Source organism: Sutcliffiella tianshenii (genome assembly GCF_016908565.1).
Classification (GTDB): Bacteria; Bacillota; Bacilli; order Bacillales; family Bacillaceae_I; genus Sutcliffiella_A; species Sutcliffiella_A tianshenii.
Genome location: NZ_JAFBED010000019.1, coordinates 1 through 26,326, shown reverse-complemented (window position 1 = coordinate 26,326; position 26,326 = coordinate 1). Strand labels below are relative to the sequence as shown.

Annotated in this window: 31 protein-coding genes; 12 read left to right on the top strand and 19 right to left on the bottom strand. The window is 41.1% G+C overall.

The features are described 5' to 3' along the window. The first annotated feature begins 110 nt into the window (after positions 1–110). Positions 111–1,079 (top strand): S8 family peptidase, encoded by a 969-nt coding sequence (locus tag JOC95_RS21015; RefSeq protein ID WP_204420165.1) that lies wholly within the window; start codon positions 111–113, stop codon positions 1,077–1,079. Between the two features lie 43 nt (positions 1,080–1,122). Here the strand turns inward: JOC95_RS21015 and JOC95_RS21010 are convergent, their stop codons facing one another. The 12 genes from JOC95_RS21010 to JOC95_RS20955 form a co-directional block, all read right to left on the bottom strand. Continuing rightward, the gene (locus JOC95_RS21010; RefSeq protein WP_204420163.1) at positions 1,123–1,695 is read right to left on the bottom strand and encodes a DUF6944 family repetitive protein; all 573 of its coding nucleotides are present in this window, start codon (positions 1,693–1,695) and stop codon (positions 1,123–1,125) included. A gap of 14 nt (positions 1,696–1,709) precedes the next feature. Next, the gene (locus JOC95_RS21005) at positions 1,710–3,275 is read right to left on the bottom strand and encodes a multicopper oxidase family protein (protein WP_204420161.1); all 1,566 of its coding nucleotides are present in this window, start codon (positions 3,273–3,275) and stop codon (positions 1,710–1,712) included. 131 nt (positions 3,276–3,406) lie between these two features. Continuing rightward, positions 3,407–4,849, bottom strand: coding sequence for a DEAD/DEAH box helicase (locus JOC95_RS21000; protein ID WP_204420159.1), 1,443 nt, complete (start codon positions 4,847–4,849; stop codon positions 3,407–3,409). 92 nt (positions 4,850–4,941) lie between these two features. After that, positions 4,942–6,102, bottom strand: a complete 1,161-nt coding sequence (locus JOC95_RS20995) for a metallophosphoesterase (protein WP_204420157.1) — start codon at positions 6,100–6,102, stop codon at positions 4,942–4,944. A gap of 65 nt (positions 6,103–6,167) precedes the next feature. Beyond that, positions 6,168–6,467, bottom strand: coding sequence for a DUF3817 domain-containing protein (locus JOC95_RS20990; RefSeq protein ID WP_204420154.1), 300 nt, complete (start codon positions 6,465–6,467; stop codon positions 6,168–6,170). A 118-nt stretch (positions 6,468–6,585) separates the two neighbouring features. Beyond that, on the bottom strand, positions 6,586–6,795 hold the full coding sequence (locus JOC95_RS20985; RefSeq protein ID WP_204420151.1) for a hypothetical protein: 210 nt from the start codon (positions 6,793–6,795) through the stop codon (positions 6,586–6,588). 118 nt (positions 6,796–6,913) lie between these two features. Further along, positions 6,914–7,327 (bottom strand): hypothetical protein, encoded by a 414-nt coding sequence (locus JOC95_RS20980; protein ID WP_204420148.1) that lies wholly within the window; start codon positions 7,325–7,327, stop codon positions 6,914–6,916. After that, on the bottom strand, positions 7,324–7,629 hold the full coding sequence (locus tag JOC95_RS20975; RefSeq protein WP_204420145.1) for an antibiotic biosynthesis monooxygenase family protein: 306 nt from the start codon (positions 7,627–7,629) through the stop codon (positions 7,324–7,326). The genes JOC95_RS20980 and JOC95_RS20975 overlap by 4 nt, the downstream gene beginning before the upstream one ends. 104 nt (positions 7,630–7,733) lie before the next feature. Beyond that, a complete protein-coding gene (gene sda / locus JOC95_RS20970) occupies positions 7,734–7,871 on the bottom strand; it encodes a sporulation histidine kinase inhibitor Sda (protein ID WP_204420143.1) in 138 nt (45 codons plus the stop codon). Positions 7,872–8,227: 356 nt separating this feature from the next. Continuing rightward, positions 8,228–8,962, bottom strand: a complete 735-nt coding sequence (locus JOC95_RS20965; RefSeq protein ID WP_204420141.1) for a LytR/AlgR family response regulator transcription factor — start codon at positions 8,960–8,962, stop codon at positions 8,228–8,230. Positions 8,963–8,991: 29 nt separating this feature from the next. Further along, positions 8,992–11,019, bottom strand: coding sequence for a sensor histidine kinase (locus tag JOC95_RS20960; RefSeq protein WP_204420138.1), 2,028 nt, complete (start codon positions 11,017–11,019; stop codon positions 8,992–8,994). Between the two features lie 780 nt (positions 11,020–11,799). Further along, positions 11,800–11,997, bottom strand: coding sequence for a cold-shock protein (locus JOC95_RS20955; RefSeq protein ID WP_204420134.1), 198 nt, complete (start codon positions 11,995–11,997; stop codon positions 11,800–11,802). A gap of 436 nt (positions 11,998–12,433) precedes the next feature. Between JOC95_RS20955 and JOC95_RS20950 the strand changes: the two genes are divergently transcribed. Continuing rightward, the gene (locus JOC95_RS20950; protein WP_204420132.1) at positions 12,434–13,597 is read left to right on the top strand and encodes a dicarboxylate/amino acid:cation symporter; all 1,164 of its coding nucleotides are present in this window, start codon (positions 12,434–12,436) and stop codon (positions 13,595–13,597) included. 69 nt (positions 13,598–13,666) lie between these two features. Here JOC95_RS20950 and JOC95_RS20945 read toward each other — a convergent pair whose 3' ends face one another. Both JOC95_RS20945 and JOC95_RS20940 read right to left on the bottom strand, forming a co-directional pair. After that, the gene (locus tag JOC95_RS20945; RefSeq protein WP_204420129.1) at positions 13,667–13,843 is read right to left on the bottom strand and encodes a hypothetical protein; all 177 of its coding nucleotides are present in this window, start codon (positions 13,841–13,843) and stop codon (positions 13,667–13,669) included. A gap of 103 nt (positions 13,844–13,946) precedes the next feature. Then, positions 13,947–14,132, bottom strand: coding sequence for an H-type small acid-soluble spore protein (locus tag JOC95_RS20940; RefSeq protein WP_204420125.1), 186 nt, complete (start codon positions 14,130–14,132; stop codon positions 13,947–13,949). 125 nt (positions 14,133–14,257) lie between these two features. On the opposite strand from JOC95_RS20940, the gene JOC95_RS20935 reads away from it, so the two are divergent. Both JOC95_RS20935 and JOC95_RS20930 read left to right on the top strand, forming a co-directional pair. Further along, positions 14,258–14,509, top strand: coding sequence for an atypical membrane-integrating protein (Mistic protein) (locus JOC95_RS20935; protein WP_204420122.1), 252 nt, complete (start codon positions 14,258–14,260; stop codon positions 14,507–14,509). Continuing rightward, complete coding sequence (locus tag JOC95_RS20930) at positions 14,506–15,516, top strand: potassium channel family protein (protein WP_204420118.1); 1,011 nt, start codon at positions 14,506–14,508, stop codon at positions 15,514–15,516. Before JOC95_RS20935 ends, JOC95_RS20930 begins: the two co-directional genes overlap by 4 nt. On the opposite strand, the gene JOC95_RS20925 is transcribed toward JOC95_RS20930, so the two are convergent. The 3 genes from JOC95_RS20925 to JOC95_RS20915 all read right to left on the bottom strand — a co-directional run bounded on the left by JOC95_RS20925 (position 15,513) and on the right by JOC95_RS20915 (position 17,825). Next, entirely contained in the window at positions 15,513–15,920 is a 408-nt protein-coding gene (locus JOC95_RS20925; protein WP_204420116.1) for a YugN-like family protein, read from the bottom strand. The two genes, JOC95_RS20930 and JOC95_RS20925, sit on opposite strands and share 4 nt — an antisense overlap. Positions 15,921–16,028: 108 nt before the next feature. Continuing rightward, positions 16,029–17,378, bottom strand: a complete 1,350-nt coding sequence (locus JOC95_RS20920) for a glucose-6-phosphate isomerase (protein ID WP_204420113.1) — start codon at positions 17,376–17,378, stop codon at positions 16,029–16,031. Positions 17,379–17,567: 189 nt separating this feature from the next. Further along, positions 17,568–17,825: a hypothetical protein gene (locus JOC95_RS20915; RefSeq protein WP_204420111.1), complete on the bottom strand. Its 258-nt coding sequence runs from the start codon at positions 17,823–17,825 to the stop codon at positions 17,568–17,570. Between the two features lie 299 nt (positions 17,826–18,124). Here JOC95_RS20915 and JOC95_RS20910 point away from each other — a divergent pair, with 299 nt between their 5' ends. From JOC95_RS20910 to mnhG, 7 genes are read left to right on the top strand one after another with little or no spacing between them, the layout of a single operon-like run. Further along, positions 18,125–20,518, top strand: coding sequence for a Na+/H+ antiporter subunit A (locus JOC95_RS20910; protein ID WP_204420109.1), 2,394 nt, complete (start codon positions 18,125–18,127; stop codon positions 20,516–20,518). Next, positions 20,518–20,940 (top strand): Na(+)/H(+) antiporter subunit B, encoded by a 423-nt coding sequence (locus JOC95_RS20905; protein ID WP_204420199.1) that lies wholly within the window; start codon positions 20,518–20,520, stop codon positions 20,938–20,940. The genes JOC95_RS20910 and JOC95_RS20905 overlap by 1 nt, the downstream gene beginning before the upstream one ends. Further along, positions 20,940–21,281, top strand: a complete 342-nt coding sequence (locus tag JOC95_RS20900; protein WP_204420107.1) for a Na(+)/H(+) antiporter subunit C — start codon at positions 20,940–20,942, stop codon at positions 21,279–21,281. Before JOC95_RS20905 ends, JOC95_RS20900 begins: the two co-directional genes overlap by 1 nt. Continuing rightward, the gene (locus JOC95_RS20895) at positions 21,274–22,755 is read left to right on the top strand and encodes a Na+/H+ antiporter subunit D (RefSeq protein WP_204420105.1); all 1,482 of its coding nucleotides are present in this window, start codon (positions 21,274–21,276) and stop codon (positions 22,753–22,755) included. The genes JOC95_RS20900 and JOC95_RS20895 overlap by 8 nt, the downstream gene beginning before the upstream one ends. A 6-nt stretch (positions 22,756–22,761) precedes the next feature. Then, positions 22,762–23,238 carry a Na+/H+ antiporter subunit E gene (locus JOC95_RS20890; RefSeq protein WP_204420103.1) on the top strand — a complete coding sequence of 159 codons (477 nt, stop codon included), beginning with the start codon at positions 22,762–22,764 and terminating at the stop codon, positions 23,236–23,238. A gap of 1 nt (position 23,239) precedes the next feature. Then, positions 23,240–23,536, top strand: coding sequence for a Na(+)/H(+) antiporter subunit F1 (locus tag JOC95_RS20885; RefSeq protein WP_204420101.1), 297 nt, complete (start codon positions 23,240–23,242; stop codon positions 23,534–23,536). Continuing rightward, the gene (gene mnhG / locus JOC95_RS20880; RefSeq protein ID WP_204420098.1) at positions 23,520–23,891 is read left to right on the top strand and encodes a monovalent cation/H(+) antiporter subunit G; all 372 of its coding nucleotides are present in this window, start codon (positions 23,520–23,522) and stop codon (positions 23,889–23,891) included. The genes JOC95_RS20885 and mnhG overlap by 17 nt, the downstream gene beginning before the upstream one ends. 34 nt (positions 23,892–23,925) lie before the next feature. Here the strand turns inward: mnhG and JOC95_RS20875 are convergent, their stop codons facing one another. Continuing rightward, a complete protein-coding gene (locus JOC95_RS20875; RefSeq protein WP_204420095.1) occupies positions 23,926–25,089 on the bottom strand; it encodes an iron-containing alcohol dehydrogenase in 1,164 nt (387 codons plus the stop codon). A gap of 169 nt (positions 25,090–25,258) precedes the next feature. On the opposite strand from JOC95_RS20875, the gene JOC95_RS20870 reads away from it, so the two are divergent. Further along, complete coding sequence (locus tag JOC95_RS20870) at positions 25,259–25,492, top strand: DUF378 domain-containing protein (protein ID WP_204420093.1); 234 nt, start codon at positions 25,259–25,261, stop codon at positions 25,490–25,492. Between the two features lie 91 nt (positions 25,493–25,583). Here the strand turns inward: JOC95_RS20870 and yugI are convergent, their stop codons facing one another. Then, positions 25,584–25,994, bottom strand: coding sequence for a S1 domain-containing post-transcriptional regulator GSP13 (gene yugI / locus JOC95_RS20865; protein WP_204420091.1), 411 nt, complete (start codon positions 25,992–25,994; stop codon positions 25,584–25,586). Positions 25,995–26,326 lie beyond the last annotated feature (332 nt).

Here is a 26,326-nt window from a genome sequence, read left to right as displayed (position 1 = left end):
AGAAAGCATCCGTAGTCATTTTGGCACTTGAACTTTCCATGTTAAATTGGTAGAATTTTCAGAAAGAAACTCGTCTTACCTTTTTATAATAATGATTAGGAGGCGTTGTAATGGAAAAGCTGGTTCATTTGATTCCGTACAAAGTTGACAATCAATTGTTTGAGGCGCAACAGATTCCTGAAGGGGTTGACTTGATACAAGCTCCCTCGCTATGGAACAAGGGCTTTAAAGGAAAAGATACAGTCATAGCAGTCATTGATACCGGCTGCGATACCTCTCATCCGGATTTGGAAGGGAGAATCCTTGCAGTCCGCAATTTTACAGATGATGATAATGGCGATCCCGACAAGATTACCGACTATAACGGACATGGCACACATGTCGCCGGAACCATCGCTGCCATCAATGCCGAATCAGGTGTGATCGGTGTTTCACCAGAAGCTAAACTGCTAATCTTAAAAGCTCTTGCAGGGGAAGAAGGCTCTGGGTCCTATGAATGGGTGACAAGTGCAATTGAATATGCAACTTCACAGAAAGTGGATATCATCTCCATGTCACTTGGTGGGCCGATAGACGTCCCTGAGCTTCATGAGGCAATTAAGAATGCAGTGAAAAATCAGATCTTGGTTGTATGCGCTGCAGGGAATGAAGGGGATGGAAAGCATTCTACCGAGGAATTCTCTTATCCGGCAGGCTATAATGAAGTAATTTCGGTTGGGGCAGTGAGTCTTCAGCGCAAGTCGTCCTATTTCACCAATTCCAATAATGAAGTGGATGTGGTTGCACCTGGTGAAAAGATCATTTCCACCATTCCCGGAGGCAGATATGCTGTATTCAGTGGAACATCCATGTCAGCTCCGCACGTAGCAGGGGCACTATCCCTTGTTAAGAATTTGTCCGAAAGCGAGTTTGAGCGAAAGCTTACCGAGCCCGAATTGTATGCACAGCTTGTTAAGCGTACCATTCCATTAGGATACGCTAAGAGTCTCGAAGGAAATGGGCTGGTTTATTTAACTGCTCCTGAATTGCTGGCTGATTATTTAAAACAAATTAATATTGAAGAATCAATCGGTGTATAGATTTTTACATCAAAAACCCACATGAATGATGTTCATGTGGGTTTTAGTATGAGGGTGGCATCCCATACTTTTCTTTACCTTCTTGCTCTTTTGATATTCCTATTGCAATAAGGATGGACCCGATTGCTTGTATCCAACTTCCAATAGTTATGATTGCTTCCGAATTAATTTCCCCTGCCTTCTTCTTTGCACCACCGAGGGCCTGCAACGAGTTTCCTGTAGCGGATAGCAGATTTCCATTAACCGCATAAAAATTGTAACCTCCACCAAATTCGCTTCCAAGTGACACCACTCCGCCTAAAGCTTGAAATAAATTTCCGCTTATAAAAAACTTTTCGCTTGGAATGCTTAAATTCTCCTCATTTAGATACAGTCCTGAAATCACGGTCAGATTTCCAATTGCTTGAATTTGGTTTCCAATTCTTCCGTAAGATTGCGGTTCTTCACCATCAGCCTCTAGGGCATTCCCAGTAGCCTGAAGGGTATTGCCGATAAAATCCAAACTCTTACTATATTCGTCCATTTTAGGGATTGAAGGCGTGCTGGATATAGCAGCAATTACAGTGCCCAAAGCTTGTATCCAAGATCCAATAAGTAATTTCTGCTTCTGTTCCATTAGCCGCCATCCATTCATTTGTTCGAATCATTCCGAATGACCAAGAAAGGTCTCATCATCTCATAGTCCTCGTGTTCTAGCATATGGCAATGCCACACATATAGTCCCGTGTATGGACCGAAATTCATGATGATTTTTGTTATCTCTTCCGGATTTGCCCTGACTGTATCCTTTTTTCCACATTCCTGTGGTTCCGGCGGAATGGTTGAACCAGTATACTCGATTACTCGGTCTCGTATAAAACGTTCTACATTATATTTTCTGCGACCCAGGATTTGAAAGTCGACGAGATGAATATGAATGGGATGCGTATCCTCTGTTGTATTGATCAAGTACCAGATTTCAGTGCTCCAAAGTTTCGGTTTCTCTGATATCGGAGCATCCCAGTCCTTGTTATCCAATAGCATGATTTCACGACCAAATTGATCCATCGTATGATCCAATGTCAAAAACCGTTTATTAGCCGGAGTTTGCTGCGGGAGTTTCGGAATACTTTCCATGTATGATGGAATGACACTGGTGTCTATATGCCGAAGTGGCAAATCTACGATGAATTTCATTATTTCCATTATTTCATTTTCCTTGTCCCCCTCAGGGAATGGAGCAGGTGCATCATTGGTCATGATGATGCTTGTTCCTTTGAGGTTAGTAAAATCAATGACTAAATCTGCCCTTTCTGCAGGTGCAAGAGTGATGGACCTGATGCCTATCGGACGCTCCATCAGACCTCGATCCGTGCCGATCTGATACATGAGCTGTCCTGAGCCCAATTTTATCCGGTAAAAGCGGCTGTTGGAAGCATTGACTACTCGGAATCGATACTTGCGAGGTTCTACTTTCAAGAAGGGCCATACTTTCCCATTGACCAGGATCGTATTGCCAAAGAACTCTGGTACAACAGATGTTTTCAGGTCTGATACAGGTTCATCCGGTTGTGTCGGGTAGTAGAGAGAACCATCCGGTCGAAAGGATCTATCCTGGATGATAAGAGGAATATCATAGGAGGATGAGGGAAGATTTAAGGAACCCTCGAAAGCACTTCGTACTAGATACATCCCAGCGAGTCCAGTATATATATTGAGACGCGTAATACCAAGTGCGTGATCATGATACCAGAGCGTGCAGGAATTCATGTAATTATCGTACCGGTAGATTTTTTGGGTGAATGTGGGACCAACCTGTTTAAAGTTTGCACTGAACCAGGATTCCGGATATCCGTCACTTTCAGGTTCCACCACCGCGCCATGCACATGAACAACAGTTCTGACTTCGGGAACATCCTTGTGGGCACCGTGAACCGTAAAGTCCACAGGCAGCATGTGCTTCCTGGGCAGGGCGTTCATCCATTTAATGAAAACCTTCTCCCCGGAGTCGACTTCTATGGTCGGTCCCGGGAATACCCCATCATATCCCCATACCGTTGTGAGGGGGAGATCGCGATGAAGCGATTGCTTCGCTTCTTTCATCGTCACTTCATAATAGGTATAAGCATTATTTCTTGTTACTGGTTGTAATTTAGGAGGAATAGGAAGTGCGTCTACAAATTTAGTAAGTTGGGTTACTTTGGTGTTTTCGTTCATCTTTTGTCCTCCCTTTTTCAAGGCTCTTACAAAAGAATATTCGATTGTTTTGCACCTTAACCCAATTTTTGCAGTTCCGTATCTTCCTTATCCCTCTTTTTTGATTCTCTGATGGATTGATATCATATTAATTATTGACGTGCCTCATGTACCTTCAGCATTTTCCCTTTAATCGTGGTGTTCTTCATCGCCTTAAGTACAAGAGGACCTTTCCCATTTAAAATATCCACATAAGAGACATTATCCTGGATCGTAATGATGCCTATGTCACCAGCAGCCACTCCAGGTATTTTCGAAATGGTGCCGACAAAGTCGACCGCCCTGATTTTCTTTTTCTTGCCACCATTGAAATAGAGCTTCATGATATCCTTGTCCAATTTCGCACTTTTTACTTCTTTAATGGTAGGACGTGAATTTATTTTAGCTTCAAATTGTGGTGTTGCCCCAAAGACCGATTCTCTAGTCGGAGCTTCTCTTTTTGTTATCTTAAATCCTATATACGATTCGATTTCAGCCAGGAATTTTTCTTCAAAAGGAGTGGTGAAGGTGATTGCCTTACCGGAATTTCCTGCACGTGCCGTCCGTCCTGTTCGATGGACATAGCTCTCCTTTTCCATCGGCAGATCGTAATTGATCACCAGTGAAACATTGGCAATATCAATTCCTCTTGCTGCAACATCTGTCGCAACCAAGTAACGGAATTTCCCAAGTTTGAAATCATTCATGACTGCAAAGCGGTCCTCCTGCACCAAACCTCCATGTAGCTTGTCACAAGGATAGCCAGCGCGATCAAGCTGACGATATACATCATCCACCTGAACCTGCGTCCTGCAAAAAATGATGCAACTATCCGGGTTCTCCACTGTTGTGACAGCTTTCAGAATAGAGAACTTATCATTCTCCTGTACTTCAATCATTTCATGGACAATTTTTTCTGTAGTGATACCGGTACCTTTTATTTCTATGTGAGTTGGACTTTTCAAATATCGATGAGATAGTTGCTCCACATCCTCGGGCAGTGTAGCCGAGAAAAGCATGGTCACTCTGTCAGTGGGCAACTTTTGGATGATGGCCTCCACTTGATCGATAAAGCCCATATTAAGCATTTCATCTGCTTCATCAATTATGAGATACTTTACTCGCGTCACGTCAAATGTCCCTTTTTCCATATGATCGAGCACCCTGCCAGGTGTCCCCACAACCACATGGGACTTTTGCTTCAACTCCAGCTTCTGTCTCTCAAAAGGTTGTTTGCCATAGATGGCGGTAGCTTTTATCCTTTTGAACCTTCCGATATTCGTTATGTCCTCTTTGACCTGGGCTGCGAGTTCTCGGGTTGGTGTCAGAACGAGTGATTGGGGCTTATTTTCCTCCCACTCTACTAGTTCACAAAGAGGTATGCCATAGGCTGCAGTCTTGCCGCTGCCTGTCTGTGATTTTACGACAAGATCCTTCTTTTCCATTGCTATTGGAAGGACTTTTGCCTGTACCTCCGTAGGCACGGTATATTTCAATTTTTCTAGTGCGGAAACTATCTCCTCGCTTAAACGGAAGTCTCTAAAACTATTTTTCATGTTGTAGCCTCATTTTTCTTTCTATTTTTAGTCTAGTGTCATTATACTTCATTTTCCCCCACAAAAAAAATAGACCACATAGTGTCTATTTTTCAGACTTTATCTTCTTGTAAGAAGGATATCTTTATTTCAACTACCTCTGAACGGCTCCCGATCCTTATCGGGGGTCCCCAAAAACCGAAGCCCGAGGAAACAATGGCATGCAAACTGTTTTTCTGCAGATAACCCCAATCCAGTTCGAACATCCTTTTTGTTATAAGGTGATTGGGCAGCATTTGCCCTCTGTGGGTGTGTCCGGACAAAATTAAATCGATACCGCTTTCCTCTGCTTCTTGGAGCTGGGTCGGCTGATGATCCATCGCGATGATGGGGAGATTATGATCGAGGTTCTCTGCCAAGTCCTTTATTGATTTTCTTTTAGAATCAGTTTTATCTTTCCTGCCTAATATGTAAAAGCTGTCCCCGACTTTCCATACTTCATCCATCAGGATATGGATATCCAACTTTTTCATTTCTTCTAAAAATGCGGGAATTTCCCTTCCGTAGTACTCGTGATTGCCCAGCACTCCATAAATCCCCAATGGAGCACGCATTCTTTTTAGAATTCCCCCCATTTGCTTCCGTACAAATTGCTTTGGATCGTCATCAATTATATCTCCGGGAAGCAAAATCAAGTCCGGTTTTATTCTTTCCACCGTTTTTACGAGTCGGCTAACATGGGCCCTACCAGAGAGTTTCCCAAAATGCATGTCAGAAGCCACTGCTATTTTCAGTTCCTTATGGTGGTTTCCCCTTTTGGGTATAGATATTTCATAGCTTCGAATTACCGGACTGTATGCATTGAAAGTACCTAATGCCATCAACAGTAGAAAAATGAACAAGGTAACATTACCGGTCCAAATGATCGCAGCTTCTTCTGATAATGGGCTCCACTTCAATAGGAATACAGTTAAATTGCATATAGGTAACAAAAGTAGACCGTACTGCACCACCGCAAACCAATAGGAACCGATTATGGAAAGGAAACTTAGCCCCTTTGACAATCTTCCTAGAATATAGGAATATGCGATCACTGCTATAATAAGGCTAAAAAGGATGGGGTGTTCCCAATGAAAAAAGGTACTTCCCCATATCCACACATTCCAGCCAATATAGTAAACAAGAATATTGTACAATGAAAAAAATGCAATAATCGATAAGACTGGACGAAGCTTCAATACGACAACCCCTTTAATGATTATATCTGCATTCATTATAAGTCATTCAAACGGAAACCTATAATAAACTGCATAAAAAAAACGACCCCTGAGATGAAGGGTCAGTTTACTAACGTGGATTTTTTCAGATAGGAGTCCAAAATAATATTTCCAAAGGGGATGAACGCTGCGATAATCGCACCGGCAATCCATTTAAAGGACCATCTGACTTTGTACGTCACATATGCGATGACAAAAAGGTAAGTGATGAAGAGAAATCCATGGATTGCCCCGACTACACTAACCACCTGAGGGATATCCAGGCCATATTTTAGCGGCATGGCGATAAACACTAGCAGAAGCAACGAGCCTCCTTCAATAAGCCCCATGACTCGGAATCGATCGATCGGCGTCTTTTTCATAGAATAACCACCTTACTATTTACTGGTTGTTTTAAGTATTATAATGGATTTCCTGGTCCGATAGCGGATGGAAAGTTGACAATCCTGTGAAGTGGAACGCTGCGGAATATTGGACCTTTTATTTTCGTTTTGATTTCCTGTTATATATAAGATATCCCAGCTGAATCAATAGGGTGAGTAACAGGGCAGATGGAAAGACGACAATAAAGGAAGCCACTGCAGCCAAATCCCCCCAGGTAGGGTCTGAAAAGTGAATATAAATGGAATAGAGTACAGAGAGAAAAAAACTGATGAGTACACCATAAAACATGATTTTATACTTTTTCATGCTAGTCCCCCTCGTTCATATTCAGATCAAAAGGCTTTGTTATTCATTGTATTAATTGATCTTTCGAAATAACCCTAAAGCAAAAAAACAGTGCATTTATAAATCGCACTGTTTATTACTAATCTTCATTCGTGGATTGTTTTAGTTTTTGGATACCTGCTTCCAAATAGTCCATGAATCTCTTTTCTACCTCAGGCTCCAATATTCCTGGCATGCATTCCTGGATTTTCTCGAAGTTATAGATGATCATGTCCGTCTTTAACCCCCTGCTGACCAAAACACTGTTCAGCCATGTTGCATAATCGATAAAAGTGTCTGTGTCATTCAGTTTATAAGCGGTATTCAGATATAGGAAATGATAGAAGTTGTCTTCTATTGTCCGTTCTTTTCCCTTTTCTCCAAATTTCTCTTCTAGAAATGGAAAGTCGCTATACATGGTAGCCACCACTTTTTCAACAATTGGCGTAACATCTATATCACCAATATCGGCTTTAATTTTTTGAACGGTTGGGGAAAGTATCAATTTGGTCATGTTGCCACAACCTTATATCTGGTGATGGTGGGTATAATGGATGCCAACTGCTGGTCAGGATATTTCTTTTCCAACTCATGGATCCGTTTATAATCTTCTCCCTGTACCCAGGTGAGGAACGCTTCCTTAGTATCCCATTCCATGAACACAGTCAGTTCACCAGTTTTCTTTTCATTTTGCAGCAAGAGAAAACGTTGGAATCCTTCCGCTTTTTCCACCAGTCCGGAACGATTATGGTAAATGGCAATCACTTCATCAGCTTTTTCTGGTGGTACTTTAAATGTTGAATGAACAATATACATAAAAATCCTCCTTCTGGATGAATGAACCTTCGTGAATGAAGTTATTTTTAATATGACAAAAAAAGATGCCCTTATTCCTGTACATCTTTTTCAACAAACGTTCTTTATGTATGGGTCATTGGCAGTTCAATATTCCTTCTTTTGATTTCTTCTAAAACTAACTTTAAGAAATCTTCATTAAGATCATTGTTTTTGGCTGCCATATATACTTCTATGAGTGATTCGTTACTTAATAAATCCATTGGATTCCCTCCCAATCGTTAGGATTTTCTAAATAGCTGATTTAAGGTATCTTATTATGTATTGTAAAGACTGACAACCATTCGCTAGTTAGTTTGTAGTGAACGAACATTTAAATAAGATAGCTTTTCATCTTTTTAAAAATCCTAAATTAGTGGAACGGAAGTGCTGGTAAACTATCTTACCCTATAATTAAATCTTATCGGAAACGTTTCACCTTTGTCCAATAAATTACCAGCCATTGAGTGTAAAAACATTGCATTTCAGTACTGTTCCTTAGCTTTTCACCCCTTTTGCACCAACATTTTGGGGAAAAGCTTACATTTTAACCAAAAAGCCCAGCTTACGAACCATAGGACTATATATTCGTAATCTGGGCAAGCATCTCTTGAACCTCATTTATCTTGAGCTTAGAAATATGTGCATATTTTTCGTGATTGATAAAATATGCAAAATAGGTTTCGTTTTTAGGCGTGATGTGTGATAACATACGCAGATTCACTATATAGGAACGATGAGTCCGATAGAAATTATCGTCTAGCTGCTTATAGATATCACTGATATTTTCATAAGTTTCCACTGTCTGGTTGACAGTATAAATAATGCATTTTTTTCCTGATTTTTCGATGAAAATGATATCATGAAATGCAATATAATAAAAAGAACTGTTAGAACGGACGGCAAGCCTTTTGTAGCTTGAGGGTTCCGCCCCTTCCCGATCATTCAATATGACTGTCTTTGCTCTTTCGAGTGCTTTGTACAACCTTATTTTTTCAATCGGCTTAACCAAATAATCCACTGCGGATAGTGCAAATGCTTCGACAGCAAATTCATTGTATCCTGTGGCAAAAATGAATTTTAATTCCGGCGCAAATACGAGGCACTCCTTGATGGCTTCCAGTCCATTTTTATTTGGCATATTAATATCCGCAATTACTAACTCCGGTTTGTTTTTCATTACACTATCAATCAACTGTTCTCCATTTTTACAAGTATCCATTATATTAAAGTCTTTTAACTGACTTATAAAAAATTTAAGTATTTCAAGAGAATCCTGATTGTCATCAACAATAATGAGATTTATTGGTTTCAATCGAAGAAAACCCCTTTCTTTCCGTAAAATTATATAGGGATCTTCACCCAGAATGTACTTCCTGCATGCTCTTGGCTACACACCCCCACTGTACCTTTCATCTCCAGTACATTTTGTTTCACCAGGGTCAAACCAATACCTGTTCCTTCAATATTAAAGTCCTCATGGAAGATTCGATAAAAAGGCTCAAAAATCTTTTCCTGCAGTTCCTGTGGAATTCCTATTCCGGTATCTTTTACAAATAACGCGAGATAATGTCCAGTCACCTTCCAATATAGAGAAACAGAACCTTCTTGTTTATTATATTTAATGGCATTTGCCAGGAGATTGACGACGACCTGTTGAAACCGGATAGGATCAACCAGTATGGTCACATCCTCCTGGCCTTCTTCCACACTGACTTGGATCCTTTTGTTTGATGCATTATTTTTCACCAATTGTATGCAATCTTGAATCGCATCTTTGACATTGACAGGCTTGTTATTGTTATCCGACTTATCAGGCTTGGAATCAATTCTAACCAATTCAAGGATGTTATTAATTAATTGAAGCAGGTGTTTACTGGAATATAGAATTTTCCCTAAGCGATATTCCTGCTTGGGAGTAAGTGGATCCTTTTTATCATCATCCAATATTTGCGCAAAACCTATAATGGAATTCAATGGTGTACGTAACTCATGACTGATCATGGCAAGAAAATTCGTTTTCGTCCTATTGGATTTTTCCGCAACATTCTTTTCATTGATAAGTGATTGCTCGATACTTTTTTGCAGCGTTATATCATGAAAGATGATCATATGATGCTTATGATAAATGTCTTTGGAAGCAGAAAAACTAATGATTCTTTCCGTCTGATCCGGCCGATGTATCATGTACTCATCAGAATTCGTTTTTCCTAAAGTCAATAGATTACTCCAATGCACCTCAATAGGGATCTCGTTTGAATCACTCACAAATTTTTTCACTTGTAGAGATTTGCACTCTTCTTCCGATATCCCAAGAATGGAGCAGGCAGCAGGATTTGTATCAACTATATTTCCTTCGTTATCCAGAATGATGATTCCCACCTGCGCGCCTTCGAAGATATCACGTAGATTCTTTTCATTCTGCATAAGATGAATATTGGCCTTCTGCAGTGAGTTAGTGTTATGTGTCATTTCTTCCACAATACTGATTTTATTCAATGCAAGGGTTACCTGTTGACTAATGGTATGTATTAAATCTAGTTCTTCCTGCGTGAAACTTCCCCGCTTTTTTGAACCAAATGATAAAGTACCTACCAGTTTCCCATTTGAAATCAGTGGTTCGCATGCATACGCCTTTATTCCGAAAAACTTCAGCTTATCAACTCTTCTATCATCGGATTGATCTACATGCTCCACTACTTCAGATGTCATCTTACTTGCCACTGAACCACAAATCGCCTCGCCTTTAGCAAGTACCCTCATCCGGTCTGCTGCAGCTTCGGATATCCCATAATAATTCATGAGGTGCAGCTTATCATCTTTCTTATTCCAAAGGTAGTTGAAATAGAAATCCAAATCCAATGTACTCGAAAGGCGATGAAAAAGGGAATCAAGTAATTCCTTGGGCTTTTCTGTTTTGTTCAGCTTCATCGCTGTTTCATTGATAATCGAATTGATTTCCTGGGTCTCTGAGATTTTTCCCTTTTTTATGTATTCGTCTGAAATGTCCAGAATGATAAGTGTGAATTCCATTGTCTGAGAGGGAAACATCATAAACCTCATCCACTGTACAGGAAATTCAGAAATCATAAGATCGAATTGCTCGAGTCTGTTTTCCTTGATTACATTATCTATATGGTCATCAATAATAGTAGATATGTCATGTTGAAATATGGATAATATATGTTGGTCTTTCATTGGGTGCACATCAAGCTTTAATAGATTCCTTGCTTCTTCATTAATAAAACTGATTGTTTTATCCGCATCAAATAGGATAAATCCATTAGATGTGGTGCTAAAAGAATTCGTCTTATTATATTTACTATTGATTATCGTATCATCGGCTCGATTGACTTTAAGTAGTTTATTCATTTTCATTCCTTTCTCAGATGCCCCATCTATGACATATGATTAAGAAAACTAGAATATAGAATCTAGTAGTTTGGTGCATAGGAAGATTGAAGAAAAAGATGATTAGTATAGCACATTAAAACTTGTCCTATTCATATTATATCTTTTAAAATATATTTTTTACACCTTGTTACTCTTGGATTTGTCTCCAAAATTTAGGTATACTTTGATATTTTACCTCTAAAAGCTATTATACTACCACTCAATTGACTGCTTTTCGCCTACATTTTCTACCCTTTTCATACCGAAAAACCTTTATTTCATCTGCTTTTCGCTACTTTTGGTGTTCTCAACCTCAGAAGATAAACTTTTGGGTAATATAATAAATCCGTTTCATTTTATTACATAATTTACCGATAAATGAGTAATTTGAAAGGAAGCCGAGATTTTATATCTTTGGCTCCCCTTTTCGTTACTTGATATCCAATAAAAAACTGTTTAAATTCCCATAAATTCAAGATATCGATCCATAATTTTATTATATTCAAGGAATGAAAAGTCCTCCCTGAAAAATTTCACAACGTTTATCTGCGCTGGATACCATATTCAAAATCGGTAGACTTACTCCCATTCAAACTCTATTTAATCAAATAAGACTTCCATATATTATAGAAAGGAAATGCTAGAGACGTGAGCAAAATGATTAAAAATACATTTTACATCCAACCAAAATTAGTCTGCCTTCTAAAAAAACGCAAAAAAAAAGCCCCCATAAAGGGAGCTTTTTCTCGTCAAAAACTATTACTTTTGAACGTTAGTTGCTTGTGGTCCACGAGCGCCTTGTTCGATTTCGAAAGATACAGTTTGACCTTCTTCTAAAGATTTGAAACCTTCGCCTTGGATAGCAGAGAAGTGTACGAATACATCGTCTTGTCCTTCTACTTCGATGAAACCGAAACCTTTTTCAGCGTTGAACCATTTTACTTTACCTTGTAACATAATGTTTCCTCCTACAGTGGATGAATCCACAATTGTATTACCATTCTTGCTCTGCATAATCTTTCAAGACGAAAAACGTTGAAGTAAATTCCTTCTATCAGCCTTACCGAACAAAAACAATTAACTTAATCATAGAGGTTAATCTTTTAAAAATCAAGTTTTATTTGGTTTTGCTAGTAACTTCCATCTGAATGTGACGGTGTTGCTGGAAAGCGGCAATGAAGATTATGCAGCAAAAAGCTGCAACGATGGTGAATTTCTGTAGTAGTGTACCCAAGATAATCCAAATTATAAACCTGCTCCAAAAAAAAATTTTATCTGGAAAAAAATAATTGATATTCAGGGAATTTTATTCTTTCCTTTTTATGATTATATGTTGTAACATAATACAATAGCTTTTCCGAAAAGAGACAACTGTACTTTTAGGGAGGACACCATGAAAAAATTCGGACTTTTACCAAGAATCATATTAGCAATTTCTTTAGGTATCATCGTTGGGAATTTTGCACCACAGTGGTTTATAAAGGTTTTTGTAACGTTCAATGAAATTTTCGGGAATTTCCTCGGCTTTGCCATCCCACTTATTATCATTGCATTCATCGCACCTGGTATCGGGGAACTTGGCAAGGGGGCCGGAAAACTCTTGGGGATCACTACCGGATTGGCCTATCTATCCACTGTTGCGGCAGGTCTTTTGGCATTTTTCGCAGCAAGCTTCCTTTTTCCAACCCTTTTGAAAAATGCAAATCTGTCCAAAGCTTTTGAGAATCCAGAAGAATCTCTGCTTGCACCTTTCTTTAAGCTTGAAATCCCGGCACCGCTCGAAGTGATGACCTCATTGGTAATCGCCTTCACTCTTGGTCTAGGGATGGCTGCTATCAAAGGGAATGCACTTAAAACAGTGATGGTTGAGTTCAGGCAGATTATCGAGCTTGTTATTTCGAAAATCATCATCCCCCTTTTACCGTTTCATATATTGGGGATTTTTGCGAATATGACCTATGGCGGTCAAGTCCAAACTATCATTTCTGTATTCGCCAAGGTTTTCATCCTGATCATTCTGCTTCATCTCGTCATGCTGCTTTTCCAATATACTTTAAGTGGGACAATCTCCAAGAAAAATCCTTTTAAAATGCTCAAGACGATGATGCCGGCCTATTTTACTGCCCTTGGCACCCAATCGTCAGCTTCTACGATACCGGTTACGCTTGAGCGTGCAAAGAAAATGGGCGTAAAAGATAAAGCAGCGGACTTCACTGTCCCGCTGCTGGCAACCATCCATCTATCAGGGAGTACTATCACCATCGTCTCCTGTGCGATGGCAGTCATGTTTATCAATGGAATGGATTATTCGTTCGCGACCATCCTGCAATTTATCCTTATGCTCGGTGTGACGATGATTGCCGCTCCTGGCGTCCCTGGCGGTGCTGTAATGGCGGCATTGGGACTATTGCAGTCCATGCTCGGCTTTGACGAGACACTCGTTTCCTTGATGATTGCACTGTATCTGGCACAGGATAGCTTCGGCACGGCTTGTAACGTGACCGGGGATGGAGCAATTGCTAACGCAGTTGATCGATTGACGGGAAATACCAACTAGTAAAATAAGCGGAGGGCTCAAATTTTGAGTCCTCCGCTTTCTTTATTTAATGGAGTTGGTGAATTTATTTTACCTTTGAATTCTTTCATATCCAAAGTGCTCTAAAAATTCGTTAAATGCCTCTATCTTCCCTACTATGATATCGTGCTGTAATTCACCCGGTGTCGCCGCTTCCATCTCCATCTTATAATCTTTGATCCTCGATTCCACATAGGAAATGATTGCTGTTTCGTTAAATGATGTCATAAATCTCACCTCTTCGTTTTAATAAGAATTTACCCCCTCTCCCCCGCAGACAAACTCTTGTGAGCACATTAAAAAAGAGACTCAACATCGAGTCTCCTTCATGTTATCTTTCCACTTCCTGCAAGTCATGTATATCTACGGTCGTTCTTTCTTCACCAGGTCCGCGAAGATGGACGGTAGCTGTTCTGCCGTCCTCGCTCAAGGCGTCGATCCATACTTCTGTTCCTTGAAAAGTTACATTTATATCCGCTGAAGAGGAAAGAATCTGTTTCACACGTTTTGCTTCCATATTTATCACTCCCGCATTTTAACTTGGTTCTTCATCTTTATATTTTTGCTTTTTTCCCCATATTTATGCCACAAAAGTTTAAGCCCTTGCCTCTATTGTCAAGAATAGAAAAAGAGGTGAACATAATGAAGCTGAAACCTGATGAAAAAGAAGCCTTAAGTGATGCAATAGACCAGATGAATGAAAGCCTGGACCGCTTTATCGAGTTCTATAATGAAGCAGAAGCAGATAAAGCCATCATTGAATTTGATGAGGAGGTCATCGCACTGATACAGGCTGGAAAAGAGAAGTTTGGAGAAAGCGCCTTGACGAAAAAAATCAATCTGATATTGAAAGAAGTACTTTCTTTTGTCTCTGATGAGGAAACGGAGTCATGAAGAATTTCAAAAGTAATACTTCTTTTTTATTCGCTTTTGTACATTGGCCTGTCATCACTAGGATTCTTTGTATTATTTTCATCATAAATATCTCATTTGGAGTGTTGATACATTTCATCGAACCGGCAGAGTTCCCCAGAATATTCGATGGGATATGGTGGGCTGTTGTAACAACAGCCACACTGGGCTACGGGGATTACGTGCCTGTTACGGTTACAGGAAGATCATTGGCCATTCTATTGATATTTTTCGGGACAGGTTTTGTGACTACGTATTTTGTTGCGCTTGCAGCCAGTGCTGTGGCTACACAAAATGCATATTTGGAGGGCAAAGTGGAATATAAAGGTGAGGAACATATCATTATTGTCGGCTGGAATGAAAGGGTCAAAGAATCTTTGATGCAGATCAGGGGGCTGATACAGAAGCCTGTGGCGGTTGTCTTGATTGATCAGACCTTACAGCAAAACCCGCTACATGACCAAAATGTACACTATATCAAAGGAAATCCGATATATGATCAGGTGCTTTTGAAAGCCAATGTTAAAAAAGCTTCACTCGTTGTCATCACATCCGACCAGAGCAAGGATGAAGTCCAGGCAGACATGAATGCCGTCTTGACATTATTGACTGTTAAGGGGTTGAATCCTGACGTCCATACCATTGTGGAGATACTGACCTCAGCCCAGGTCAAGAATGCCAGGCGGGCAGGTGCCGATGAAATCATCCAGACCAACATGCTATCCAGTTATGTCATGATCAATAGTATGGTTTCATATGGCATGTCCAATACTGTCCTGAATATGCTCGACCAACTAAAAGGCAGCAAGCTTAAGTATCTGGATGCGGATGAATCGTATATCGGGACGACTTTTGAGAAATTGAGCAACCAACTGTTACAAGACAAAATACTATTGATAGGCATAAAAAGAAGAGAGGATACGATGGTCAACCCTCCCCTCTTCACGCTTATTCAGGCTGATGATAGCCTTTTGGTCATTAAAGATTAATCGCGGATAAGTACAGCTTCCAATTCTTTTACAAGGTCTTTGCCTAAATCGATGTATTTTTTTGGAAAAGATGCGTCCGGGTCCACCGGTTCGGAAAACTGATCAAATGAAGCTGTTGCATTGTCCACATGCACATTATCATCTAAACCTCTTTGGTACTTATGGGATAGTAAAAAAGGTCTCCCTAATCTCACGCTCGTACCTTGGGAATCAAGCTGCCCATCTACCGCCTGAAAGGGAACACGTAAGAATTGGTAGCCTACTTCACTGTCGATTTCATAATCAAAATAGCCATGGTCATATTCCCAGCCACCGCCGATCGAATAGCCGAGACTTTTTAGTTCCTGCTCCAGCTTGTATAGATGAAACTCCGTACCTTCCAGCTTAGAAGGAATTGGAATCATGGAAATCCCTCCTTTTATAATAGGTAGAGTTCCCTTATGGAGTGGTTGTCATGCAAAAGCATGAAAAAAAGCTGCCCGCAAACCCGGCAGCTTTTTGTATGTCTCACATTATTTCAATCGCTTCTCAAGCTCTGCTTTTACCTCTTCAAAGCCTGGTTTGCCTAATAGAGCGAACATGTTCACCTTATAGGCTTCCACCCCTGGCTGGTCGAAAGGATTGACGCCAAGCAGGTACCCGCTCATCGCACATGCCTTTTCAAAGAAGTATACAAGGTAGCCGAATGTATAGGCATCCATTGCAGGAATGTTCACAACCAGGTTCGGCACTCCACCGTCTGTATGTGCAAGTAATGTACCCTCATAAGCTTTCGTGTTAACAAAATCAACAGTCTCACCAGCAAGATAGTTCAAGCCATCCAGATCGTTTTCTTCAGCTTCCACTGTAAGCTCATGTCTAGGAGTATCCACCTTGATGATTGTCTCAAACAAGTCACGGCGGCCCTCCTGTACATATTGACCCATGGAATGGAGGTCTGTCGAGAAGTTTGCGGATGCAGGGAAAATACCTTTTTGGTCTTTTCCTTCACTTTCACCAAACAGTTGCTTCCACCATTCAGAGAAATACTGAAGTCCCGGCTCGTAGTTGATGAGCATTTCAATCGTCTTGCCTTTGTTGTAAAGAACATTGCGGACTGCAGCATACTGATAGGCTGCATTGTCTTCCAACTCAGATTCTGCGAAGTCACTGCTTGCCTGTGCTGCACCCTTCATCATTGCCTCGATGTCTGCACCAGAAACCGCGATAGGCAATAATCCAACTGCCGTCAGAACCGAATAGCGGCCCCCAACGTCATCAGGAATAATGAAGGATTCGTATCCTTCTTCCGTCGCAAGCGTTTTTAATGCACCGCGTGCTTTGTCTGTTGTTGCATAAATGCGTTTGCGTGCTTCTTCCTTACCGTATTTTTCTTCAAGCATCTTTCGGAAAATGCGGAAAGCCAACGCAGGCTCTGTAGTAGTACCGGATTTTGAAATGACATTGATGGAAAAGTCTTTTCCGTCCAACAGGTCCATCAAATCTTTCATGTAAGTGGAGCTGATGTTGTTTCCGACGAAAATCACCTGTGGTGTTTTTCGCTGTTCTTTTGACAATGCATTGTAGAACGAGTGATTCAGCATCTCAAGTGCAGCACGGGCTCCAAGATAGGAACCGCCAATTCCGACCACTAATAGTACGTCTGAATCAGATTTGATTTTTTCTGCACTTTTGACGATTCGTGCAAATTCTTCTTTGTCGTAAGCAGTCGGGAGATCAATCCATCCCAGATAGTCATTACCTGCCCCTGTTTTCTCATGTAGAGAATGATGCGCCACTTTCACTGCATCCCTTAAGTATGTAATTTCATGTTCGCCGAAAAATGATAATGCCTTACTATAATCGAAGCGAATATGTGTCATTGTTTTTACCCTCCAAAAAACATATTTGCCATGCCAATTTTCACTTTACCTAATAAAACACAATAATTCAAGAAGGTCACCCTCTGAAAGCGGATACAGTTTCAAAAAGGATTCGTGACATAAGAAAACGGCTATACACTACGTATATAACCGTTTCTTATTTAAAACGAGGGGTTACTGACAGGTGCGTCATGTTGGCTCCACTTCGTCTTTTTCATCTTTATTTTTCGCCACTACTACACGAATATACTCGCGTGGCTTAAATGGTTTGATGACATTCAAGCTGCCTTGATCGTTCAGTTGGTTGCTTCCAATCAGTACAATCTGAGAATCAGTGGTGTGCATACTATCGTCAAATTCTCTTTTCTGCTCCGTATTCATCCACCATGCACCAGCAAATAATGTGGAAAATATTGAAAGAGCAACAGCTGCTTTTGTTTTCATCATATCTACCACCACCCTGTTTATAGAATGGCAAAATACGACGTTTTTTATGCATCCAGAAAAAATTTTTTTGCTTTGTTTTAGACGAGTTTCTATTTATTTAATATAGAAAGGAAAATTGGCCTATACTAAGAATCGACATGGATGCATCGAGGTTTGATTTAGTATATAATTTGGTTTAGTAATATTTCTTTATAAATAATTACTCTCAACAATACATTGCGGGTGCTTATTGAAAAAGTGGCGCTTTGCATTGTTTTCTTATGTTAGGGAGTTTAGTTGAAATAGAGGAGGTTTGTGTCTTGTCACTGATTCACTTAGTGATTTTATCGCCTTTCTTGCTGGCGATTTTTGTGCCATTGCTGCATAAGTATTTTAAGCGTATACATACTGGTTGGTTCGTCCTTGCACTTCCCATTCTCTTGTTCATTTACTTTATAGGTAATTTAGGGAACGTGATGGCCGGAAATACATATTTAAGCACCATGAATTGGATTCCTTCCATGGGGATAAATTTTGCAGTATACCTTGATGGCCTGGGGTTATTATTCGCTCTGTTAATAACGGGGATCGGTTCCTTGGTAGTTCTGTATTCCATTTATTATCTATCCAAGGAAAAAGAAGCCTTGAACACTTTTTATGTTTATCTATTGATGTTCATGGGGGCCATGCTTGGTGTCGTTTTATCAGATAATATGCTGGTACTATACTCTTTCTGGGAATTGACCAGTATCTCTTCCTTCTTATTAATTAGTTATTGGTATCACCGGGAAAAATCCCGCTACGGTGCCCTTAAGTCCATGCTAATTACCGTTTTCGGCGGACTATCCATGCTTGCCGGAATTATCCTACTCTACACAATGACAGGAACGTTCAGTGTCCGCGAGACAATCGCAAGTGTCGATATCGTAACTGCTCATGAATTATTTGTACCTGCGCTCATTCTTTTCCTTTTAGGCGCATTTACAAAATCAGCCCAATTCCCTTTTCATATCTGGTTACCTGATGCGATGGAAGCTCCGACCCCTGTCAGCGCATATCTGCATTCCGCAACGATGGTGAAAGCAGGTATCTATCTGGTTGCACGGATGAGCCCTGTATTCGCCGGAGCACCTGAATGGTTCTGGTTGATTTCCATTTTCGGAATCATTACGTTATTCTGGGGTTCCTTCTCAGCAGTGAAGCAGACAGATTTGAAGGCCATTTTGGCTTTCTCCACAATAAGCCAGCTCGGATTGATCATGTCCCTGCTTGGAATCGGCAGTGCTGCCGTCTATTATGACTATCTTGAGGAAAATATTTATACCGTTGCGACACTCGCAGCCGTATTCCACCTGATCAACCATGCGACTTTCAAAGGGAGTCTCTTTATGGTTGTCGGGATTGTCGACCATGAAACCGGGACAAGGGATATCAGGAAGCTTGGTGGATTGATGAATCTGATGCCAATCACCTTTACACTTGCCATCATAGGTGGATTCTCTATGGCCGGCCTTCCCCCTTTCAATGGATTTCTCTCAAAAGAGATGTTCTTTACCGGAATGGTCAACGCGACGCAAATTGATGCGTGGAATATGGAAACATTCGGGATGATATTCCCTGTGCTTGCTTGGATAGCCAGTATCTTTACTTTCATCTATAGCATGGTGCTAATATTCAAAACATTCACTGGAAAGTATCAGCCGGAGAAATTGGATAAAAAGCCACATGAAGCTCCACTTGGGATGTTGATTCCTCCTATTATCCTTGCTTCCCTGGTTGTCATTTTCGGATTTTTCCCGGAAATCCTGAAAGGCTTGATCGAAGCAGCCCTTCATTCCATTTTTCCGAGTAACTTTACAGTCGAGGATGTACACATCTATTTCTGGCACGGCTGGACAACCGAGCTTTTCATGACGATAGGGGTCATTGCTTTTGGTTCCCTGCTGTACCTTACATTGGCTAAATGGGGTAATATCTACGAATGGTTCCCAAAACGCCTCACTCTGAACAAGCTATATGATGGCGGCCTTGTGGGCCTCGAACGTGGCTCTTTCGCCTTTACAAAATTCTATATGACAGGGTTTATCCGAAATTACCTTGTTATGATATTTGGATTCATGGCCTTGTTACTATTACTTGTAATGGGACAAACTGGGGCATTCAATTTCAGTTTGGATAATGCGTCGAAAGTTGGCGTGTATGAGCTGATCCTTGCACTTGTCATGGTGATTGCTGCCATCACCATTCTCTTTACCAAATCACGCCTTTCTGCAATCATCGCACTTGGGGTAGTGGGTTATTCCATGAGCTTGTTCTTCGTCCTATTCAGGGCACCTGATTTGGCATTGACACAACTGATTGTTGAAACAGTTTCGGTAGCCCTATTCCTGTTATGTTTCTATCACCTTCCTGAAATATCAAAAAAGGTGAACAGGCTGAGATTCCGACTGACAAATTTCATCATTTCCATCAGTGTCGGTATCGTTGTCATTCTGATCGGGCTTTCTGTCAACAGTTCACGTGTGGCCGAATCCATTTCAGATTATTTCGTTAAGGCTTCTTATGAGGAAGCAGGCGGAAAGAACATGGTCAATGTCATATTGGTAGATTTCCGAGGCTTTGATACCCTTTTTGAGATTGCAGTTCTCACCATTGCAGCTTTTGGTATTTATGCCATGATCAAGCTGCGGCTAACCAAAGGGGGGAGTCAATGATGAAGGTAAATGATTTGATCCTACAAACCGTTACGACCTTTTTGGCGTTTATCATATTCATTTTCTCCATTTACCTTTTCTTTGCCGGTCACTATACACCAGGAGGCGGTTTTATCGGAGGATTGATGACTTCCGCAGCCCTGGTCCTGTTGTTGCTGGCCTATGATATAAAAACAATGCAAAAGGCTCTGCCAATTAATTTCCTGACAGTGGCAGCGGTCGGTTTGATGATTTCAATCTTGACCGGAGTGGGGGCATTCCTTTTCGACGTCCCATTTTTGACACACGCCTTTCAATATATCGAACTGCCCATTCTTGGAAAGACTGCCCTTGCCTCTACACTTGCATTTGATTTAGGTGTTTATTTAGTTGTTGTCGGTATCGCGATGACCATTATTCAAACGATAGGAGAGAGCGAATAATGGAAATAGTAATGACCATAGTTGCAGGTATTTTAATTGCAACTGCTGTATATTTGATGCTTTCTAGAAGTATTTTACGAATTGTAATCGGTACAGGACTGTTATCACATGGTGCTCATCTGATGATTCTTACGATGGGGGGATTGAAGCGGGGTGCCGCCCCGCTCCTTGGCCAGGAAGCCTCTTCCTATACCGATCCCTTGCCACAGGCTCTCATATTGACGGCAATCGTTATCAGTTTTGGTGTCACCTCATTCTTCCTGGTCCTGGCATACCGTGCTTATCAAGAACTTAAGACAGATGATATGGATAAATTAAGGGGAAATGAAAATCATGAATAACCTAGTGATCTTACCGATACTGATCCCTTTAATTACAGCTACTCTTCTTTTACTGTTACCAAAGAGAATCAAGCTGCAAAAATTGATTAGTGTCATTTCATTATCTTTTGCAACCATTGCCTCTATCGTTCTCGTCCATAAGGTTTACACTGACGGAATCCAAACACTTGAAATAGGAAACTGGCGACCGCCCTTCGGCATCGTACTTGTGGCGGATATGTTTGCCTCCCTGCTGGTGCTGACCGGTACCATCGTCTCCTTTATGTGTATCCTGTTTGCATTCCGCTCCATAGGAAAAGGACGGGAGAGCTATTACTATTATGCGTTCACCCAATTCCTATTAACAGGTGTGATGGGTGCATTCCTTACAGGAGATATATTCAATCTATTTGTCTTCTTTGAGGTAATGCTGATGGCATCCTATGCACTGATTGTCATCGGGGGCACACGCAGCCAGCTGCGTGAATCCTTGAAATATGTCCTCGTGAATGTCATATCCTCCGCCCTGTTTGTACTGGCACTTGCTTATATTTACGGGCTTATGGGGACGCTCAATATGGCGGATATCTCTAACAAAGTGGCGGAATCAGGTCAAAGCGGGATATTAACAGTTGTAGCCATTTTGTTTTTGATCGTGTTCGGACTAAAAGGCGGGATATTCCCTTTGTACTTCTGGCTTCCTGGTTCCTATCATGCTCCACCTTATGCTATTACAGCGTTATTTGGAGCATTATTGACAAAGGTTGGTGTCTATGCGATTTTCCGCACATTCACACTTATTTTCTATCATGAACCGGAAATCACCCATACGATCATTGCCATTTTGGCAGGGATCACCATTCTGATTGGTGCGATCGGCGCTATCGCATATTGGGATGTCAAAAAAATTCTCATTTATAATATCGTCACTGCGGTTGGTGTCATCATATATGGCGTCGCACTTGCCAATGAAACCGGTTATGCCGGTTCCATCTACTATCTTGTACATGATATGGTCATCAAGGGGGCACTTTTCCTTCTAGGTGGAGCTATGTTTGCAGTAACCGGAACAGATAATATCAAGAAAATGGGAGGCCTCATCAAACGTCACCCGCTACTTGGCTGGATGTTTTTCATAGCTGCCATGGCACTAGCAGGAATTCCGCCACTGAGCGGTTTTGTCGGAAAAGTCCTTCTGGTACAAGGTGGATTAGAGGCTGATCACTATGTGTTTGTCGGTGTGATGCTATTATCGAGTTTACTCGTTCTTTACTCGGTCATGAAAATCTTCATGAATTGTTTCTTCAAAGCTGAGGTATTATCTGAAAAAGAAGAACAAGGTTCTACAAAAGGACTCATTTACCCATCTGTCATTCTATTGGCACTTTCTGCTTTCCTAGGTTTAGGCGCGGAATTTGTATACCCATATGTGTGGCAGGCAGCAGAAACACTGATGGATCCATCCATCTATATCCAAGCAGTTTTAAAGGAGTAGTTTCTAATGGCTTTTCAAATTCTTATTAATATTATGGTTGCGGGAACGTGGATGTTTTTGAAAAATGACTGGAGCTTTCCTTCCTTTTTTGTAGGTTATTTTTGGGGGCTTATTCTGATCCTGGCGATGAGACGCTTTATTCCCGGCCGTTTTTATTTTTCCCGGATCATTGCGGCAGGAAAATTGTTTTTCCTTTTCCTGAGAGAACTCTTACTGGCCAACGTCCAAGTTGTACGTGATATTCTCAGACCGAAGCTTGACATCAAGCCTGGTATTTTCGCGCTCCCGACCGACCTGAAGACCGATTGGGAAATCACCTTGCTTTCACTTCTTATCACGTTGACTCCCGGTACGCTCGTCATGGATATTTCTGATGACAATAAGATCCTTTATATCCATGCTATCAATATGCCTGATGCGGACCAGGCTATCTCAGATATAAAAAACTCGTTTGAAAAGGCAATAATGGAGGTGACGAGATAAAATGTTTGATACTCCATTGGAAGCATTGCTGACAGTCAGCTTACTGATTTTATCCGTCTCCACATTAGGGCTTGTTTATCGTGTCATCAAAGGGCCATCTACGCCTGACAGGGTCATGGCACTTGATTCGATTGGTATCAATTTAATTGCTATAACCGCCATCATTTCCATACTATTAAAAACTGATGCCTTTTTAGAGGTAATCCTCTTGATAGGGGTCATCGCATTTGTCGGTACCGTAGCTTTCTCTAAGTTTCTGCAGAAAGGGGATGCCATCGAATATGACAGAAACAGTTAACATTTTTATTGGTGTACTTGTCCTGTTAGGCGCTCTCCTTAGCCTTATTACCACATTTGGGCTATTGCGCCTGCCAGATGTCTATTGTCGCAGCCATGCAGCTTCCAAAAGCGCTACATTGGGTGTTCTCCTTGTTTTGGTCGCTGCCCTGCTTTATTTCTGGTTTGAAGACAACTATTTCAGTGCACGCTTAGTTTTGGGCATTGTGTTTGTATTTGTCACTTCACCAGTAGCTGGCCATTTACTCATAAGAGCTGCATATTACACAGATGTCCCACTTTGGAAAGGTTCGGTACAGGACGACTTGAAGAAGAAAGGTCAATCCAACATAGTCCAACAGATGAAAAACAGCTAACGGAAATTCCGTTAGCTGTTTTTTTGATCGGTGATCATAAGGATGCTTTTAAGATGGACACCACATCATCATAGGATAATGACTTAAAGTTGCCAACAGGTCCTCTGGACATGACGTGCTCTGCCATTTTTTCGATATTCGTCGCATCAATATCATAATCTGCCAAGCGTGTCGGTGCTCCAAGGCTGGACCAGAATTCACGCAACCTTCGTATTCCTTCTTGTGCAACTTCTTTATCGCTTGAACCTGAATCCTGTACACCGAAGACACGGACTGCCAACTGCTTGAATCGATCGATATTCTCATCCATCACATGCTCCATCCAGTTCGGGAACAGGATAGCCAAACCTCCTGCATGCGGAATATCATAAATGGCGGAAACAGCATGCTCGATACCATGTGTAGCCCAGTCTCCACGGTACCCCATCTGCAGCATCCCGTTCAAAGCGATGGTACCGTTATAGAGGATTGTTTCACGATGTTCGTAGCTCTCAAGGTCTTCCAAAAGCTTAGGTGCCGTTTCCATCACAGTGATCAAGACAGATTCACACATTCTATCCTGCAGCGGAGCATTGGTTGGTTGGTGAAAGTATTGCTCCAGAACATGGGACATCATATCAACGATACCGTAAACAGTATGATCACGTGGAACGGTAAAGGTATTCTTTGGGTCCAGGATTGAGAATTGAGGGAAAGTTACAGGACTGCCCCAACCATACTTTTCTTGTGTTTCCCAATTAGTGATAACCGAACCGGAATTCATTTCCGATCCTGTTGCCGCCAATGTAAGGACCGTTCCAAAAGGAAGTGCTTCTGTTGCGATATGCTTTCTAAGAACTATATCCCACACATCCCCATCGTATTTAGCCCCCGCTGCAATTGCCTTTGCACAGTCAATCACACTTCCTCCACCGACTGCAAGGATGAAATCGATGTTATGCTCGCGGCAAAACTCCACGCCCCTTCTTACAGTCGTTAGTCGTGGATTCGGTTCCACTCCAGCTAATTCAGTTATGGTTGCGCCAGCCTTATGTAGAACCTCAGTGACCTCTGTGTAGAGACCGCTCTTTTTAATGCTTCCTCCACCATATACAAGCAATACGTTTTTTCCGTATTTCTCTAATTCCTGTGGAAGTGCAGCCAGTTGTCCGCTTCCAAAGATCAATTTAGTTGGATTATAAAAAATGAAATTTTCCATTGTATAAAAGCCTCCTTTTTTCATGATTATGGCTGATTTTCTGTGCCTATGCAAAGAATCAGCTTTACACCCTCCTAGCATCCAACAAAATTATTCTCTTTATGAATATATTTTTCATACTTACAAATCATATGAAGGAAGCACTTATATTCTCAAAGGAGGGAATGTTATGAGTACAATTCAACGCATCGCTTTAGTTCTTACCATCATTGGTGCAATAAATTGGGGACTGATTGGATTTTTCCAATTCGACCTTGTGGCAGCTATCTTCGGTGGCCAAGATGCAGCCCTATCCAGAATCATCTACGGTCTAGTTGGAATCGCCGGACTGATCAACCTTGGACTTCTGTTCGTACCATCCGAACAGCACGAAAGAGAAGTAGAACCAAAAACCACAAGATAAGCCAAAACCGCCTCTCCATTACGGATGAGGCGGTTTTTTTTACCAAATAAAAAAACACCTACAACTGCAGGTGCCTTCGAACGTTCGTATATTATTTCTTGATTAGATCTTCGCGGTTGGATTGCTCAATCCACTCTTCTAATTTGTCTTTCAAAGTGTTGAATCCGCCTGGAGCTGTTTCTGTGTGTTGTTTCACGACAGTAGCTTGACGCTTTTTAGGCTTTCTTGGTGCTGAAGCTTGAGGAGCTTCTGCAGGTGCTTCTTGAGTAGCTTTGATGGACAAGCTGATTTTTCCAGACTTTTCGTCAACAGAAAGAACTTTCACTTGAACCTCATCGCCCATTTTCAAATGTTCGTTAACATCTTTCACATAACCGTGTGTAATTTCGGAAATATGCACAAGACCTTGAGTTTCTTCGTCAAGCGCTACGAACGCACCATAAGGTTGGATACCTGTTACTTTACCTGTTAAAACAGTACCTAATTCAAATTTATTAGACATGAAAACACTCCTAAATATTATAATTTTTATACACATTGAACGCAATAAAAAATTATACCACACTTCTCACTTTTAATCAAAAAATACTTTTTACAAGTTTGATCTGTGCCCTTATTATTCGTGGTTTTTATTCTATATATCCTCAATCGGATGAAATATATTTGGATATTTAGCACTTATATAAGGGAGTAACCTTAAATGTATCCATCAAATATTGCCCGTTGATCTCCGCTCCGGACTTGCTTTCCGCGGGGACGGATGGGAGCCTCCTCGGCTTAGAAGTGCACCCCTTTTGTTGGACACACACCTAACAATAGGAGGTGTACTTCAGT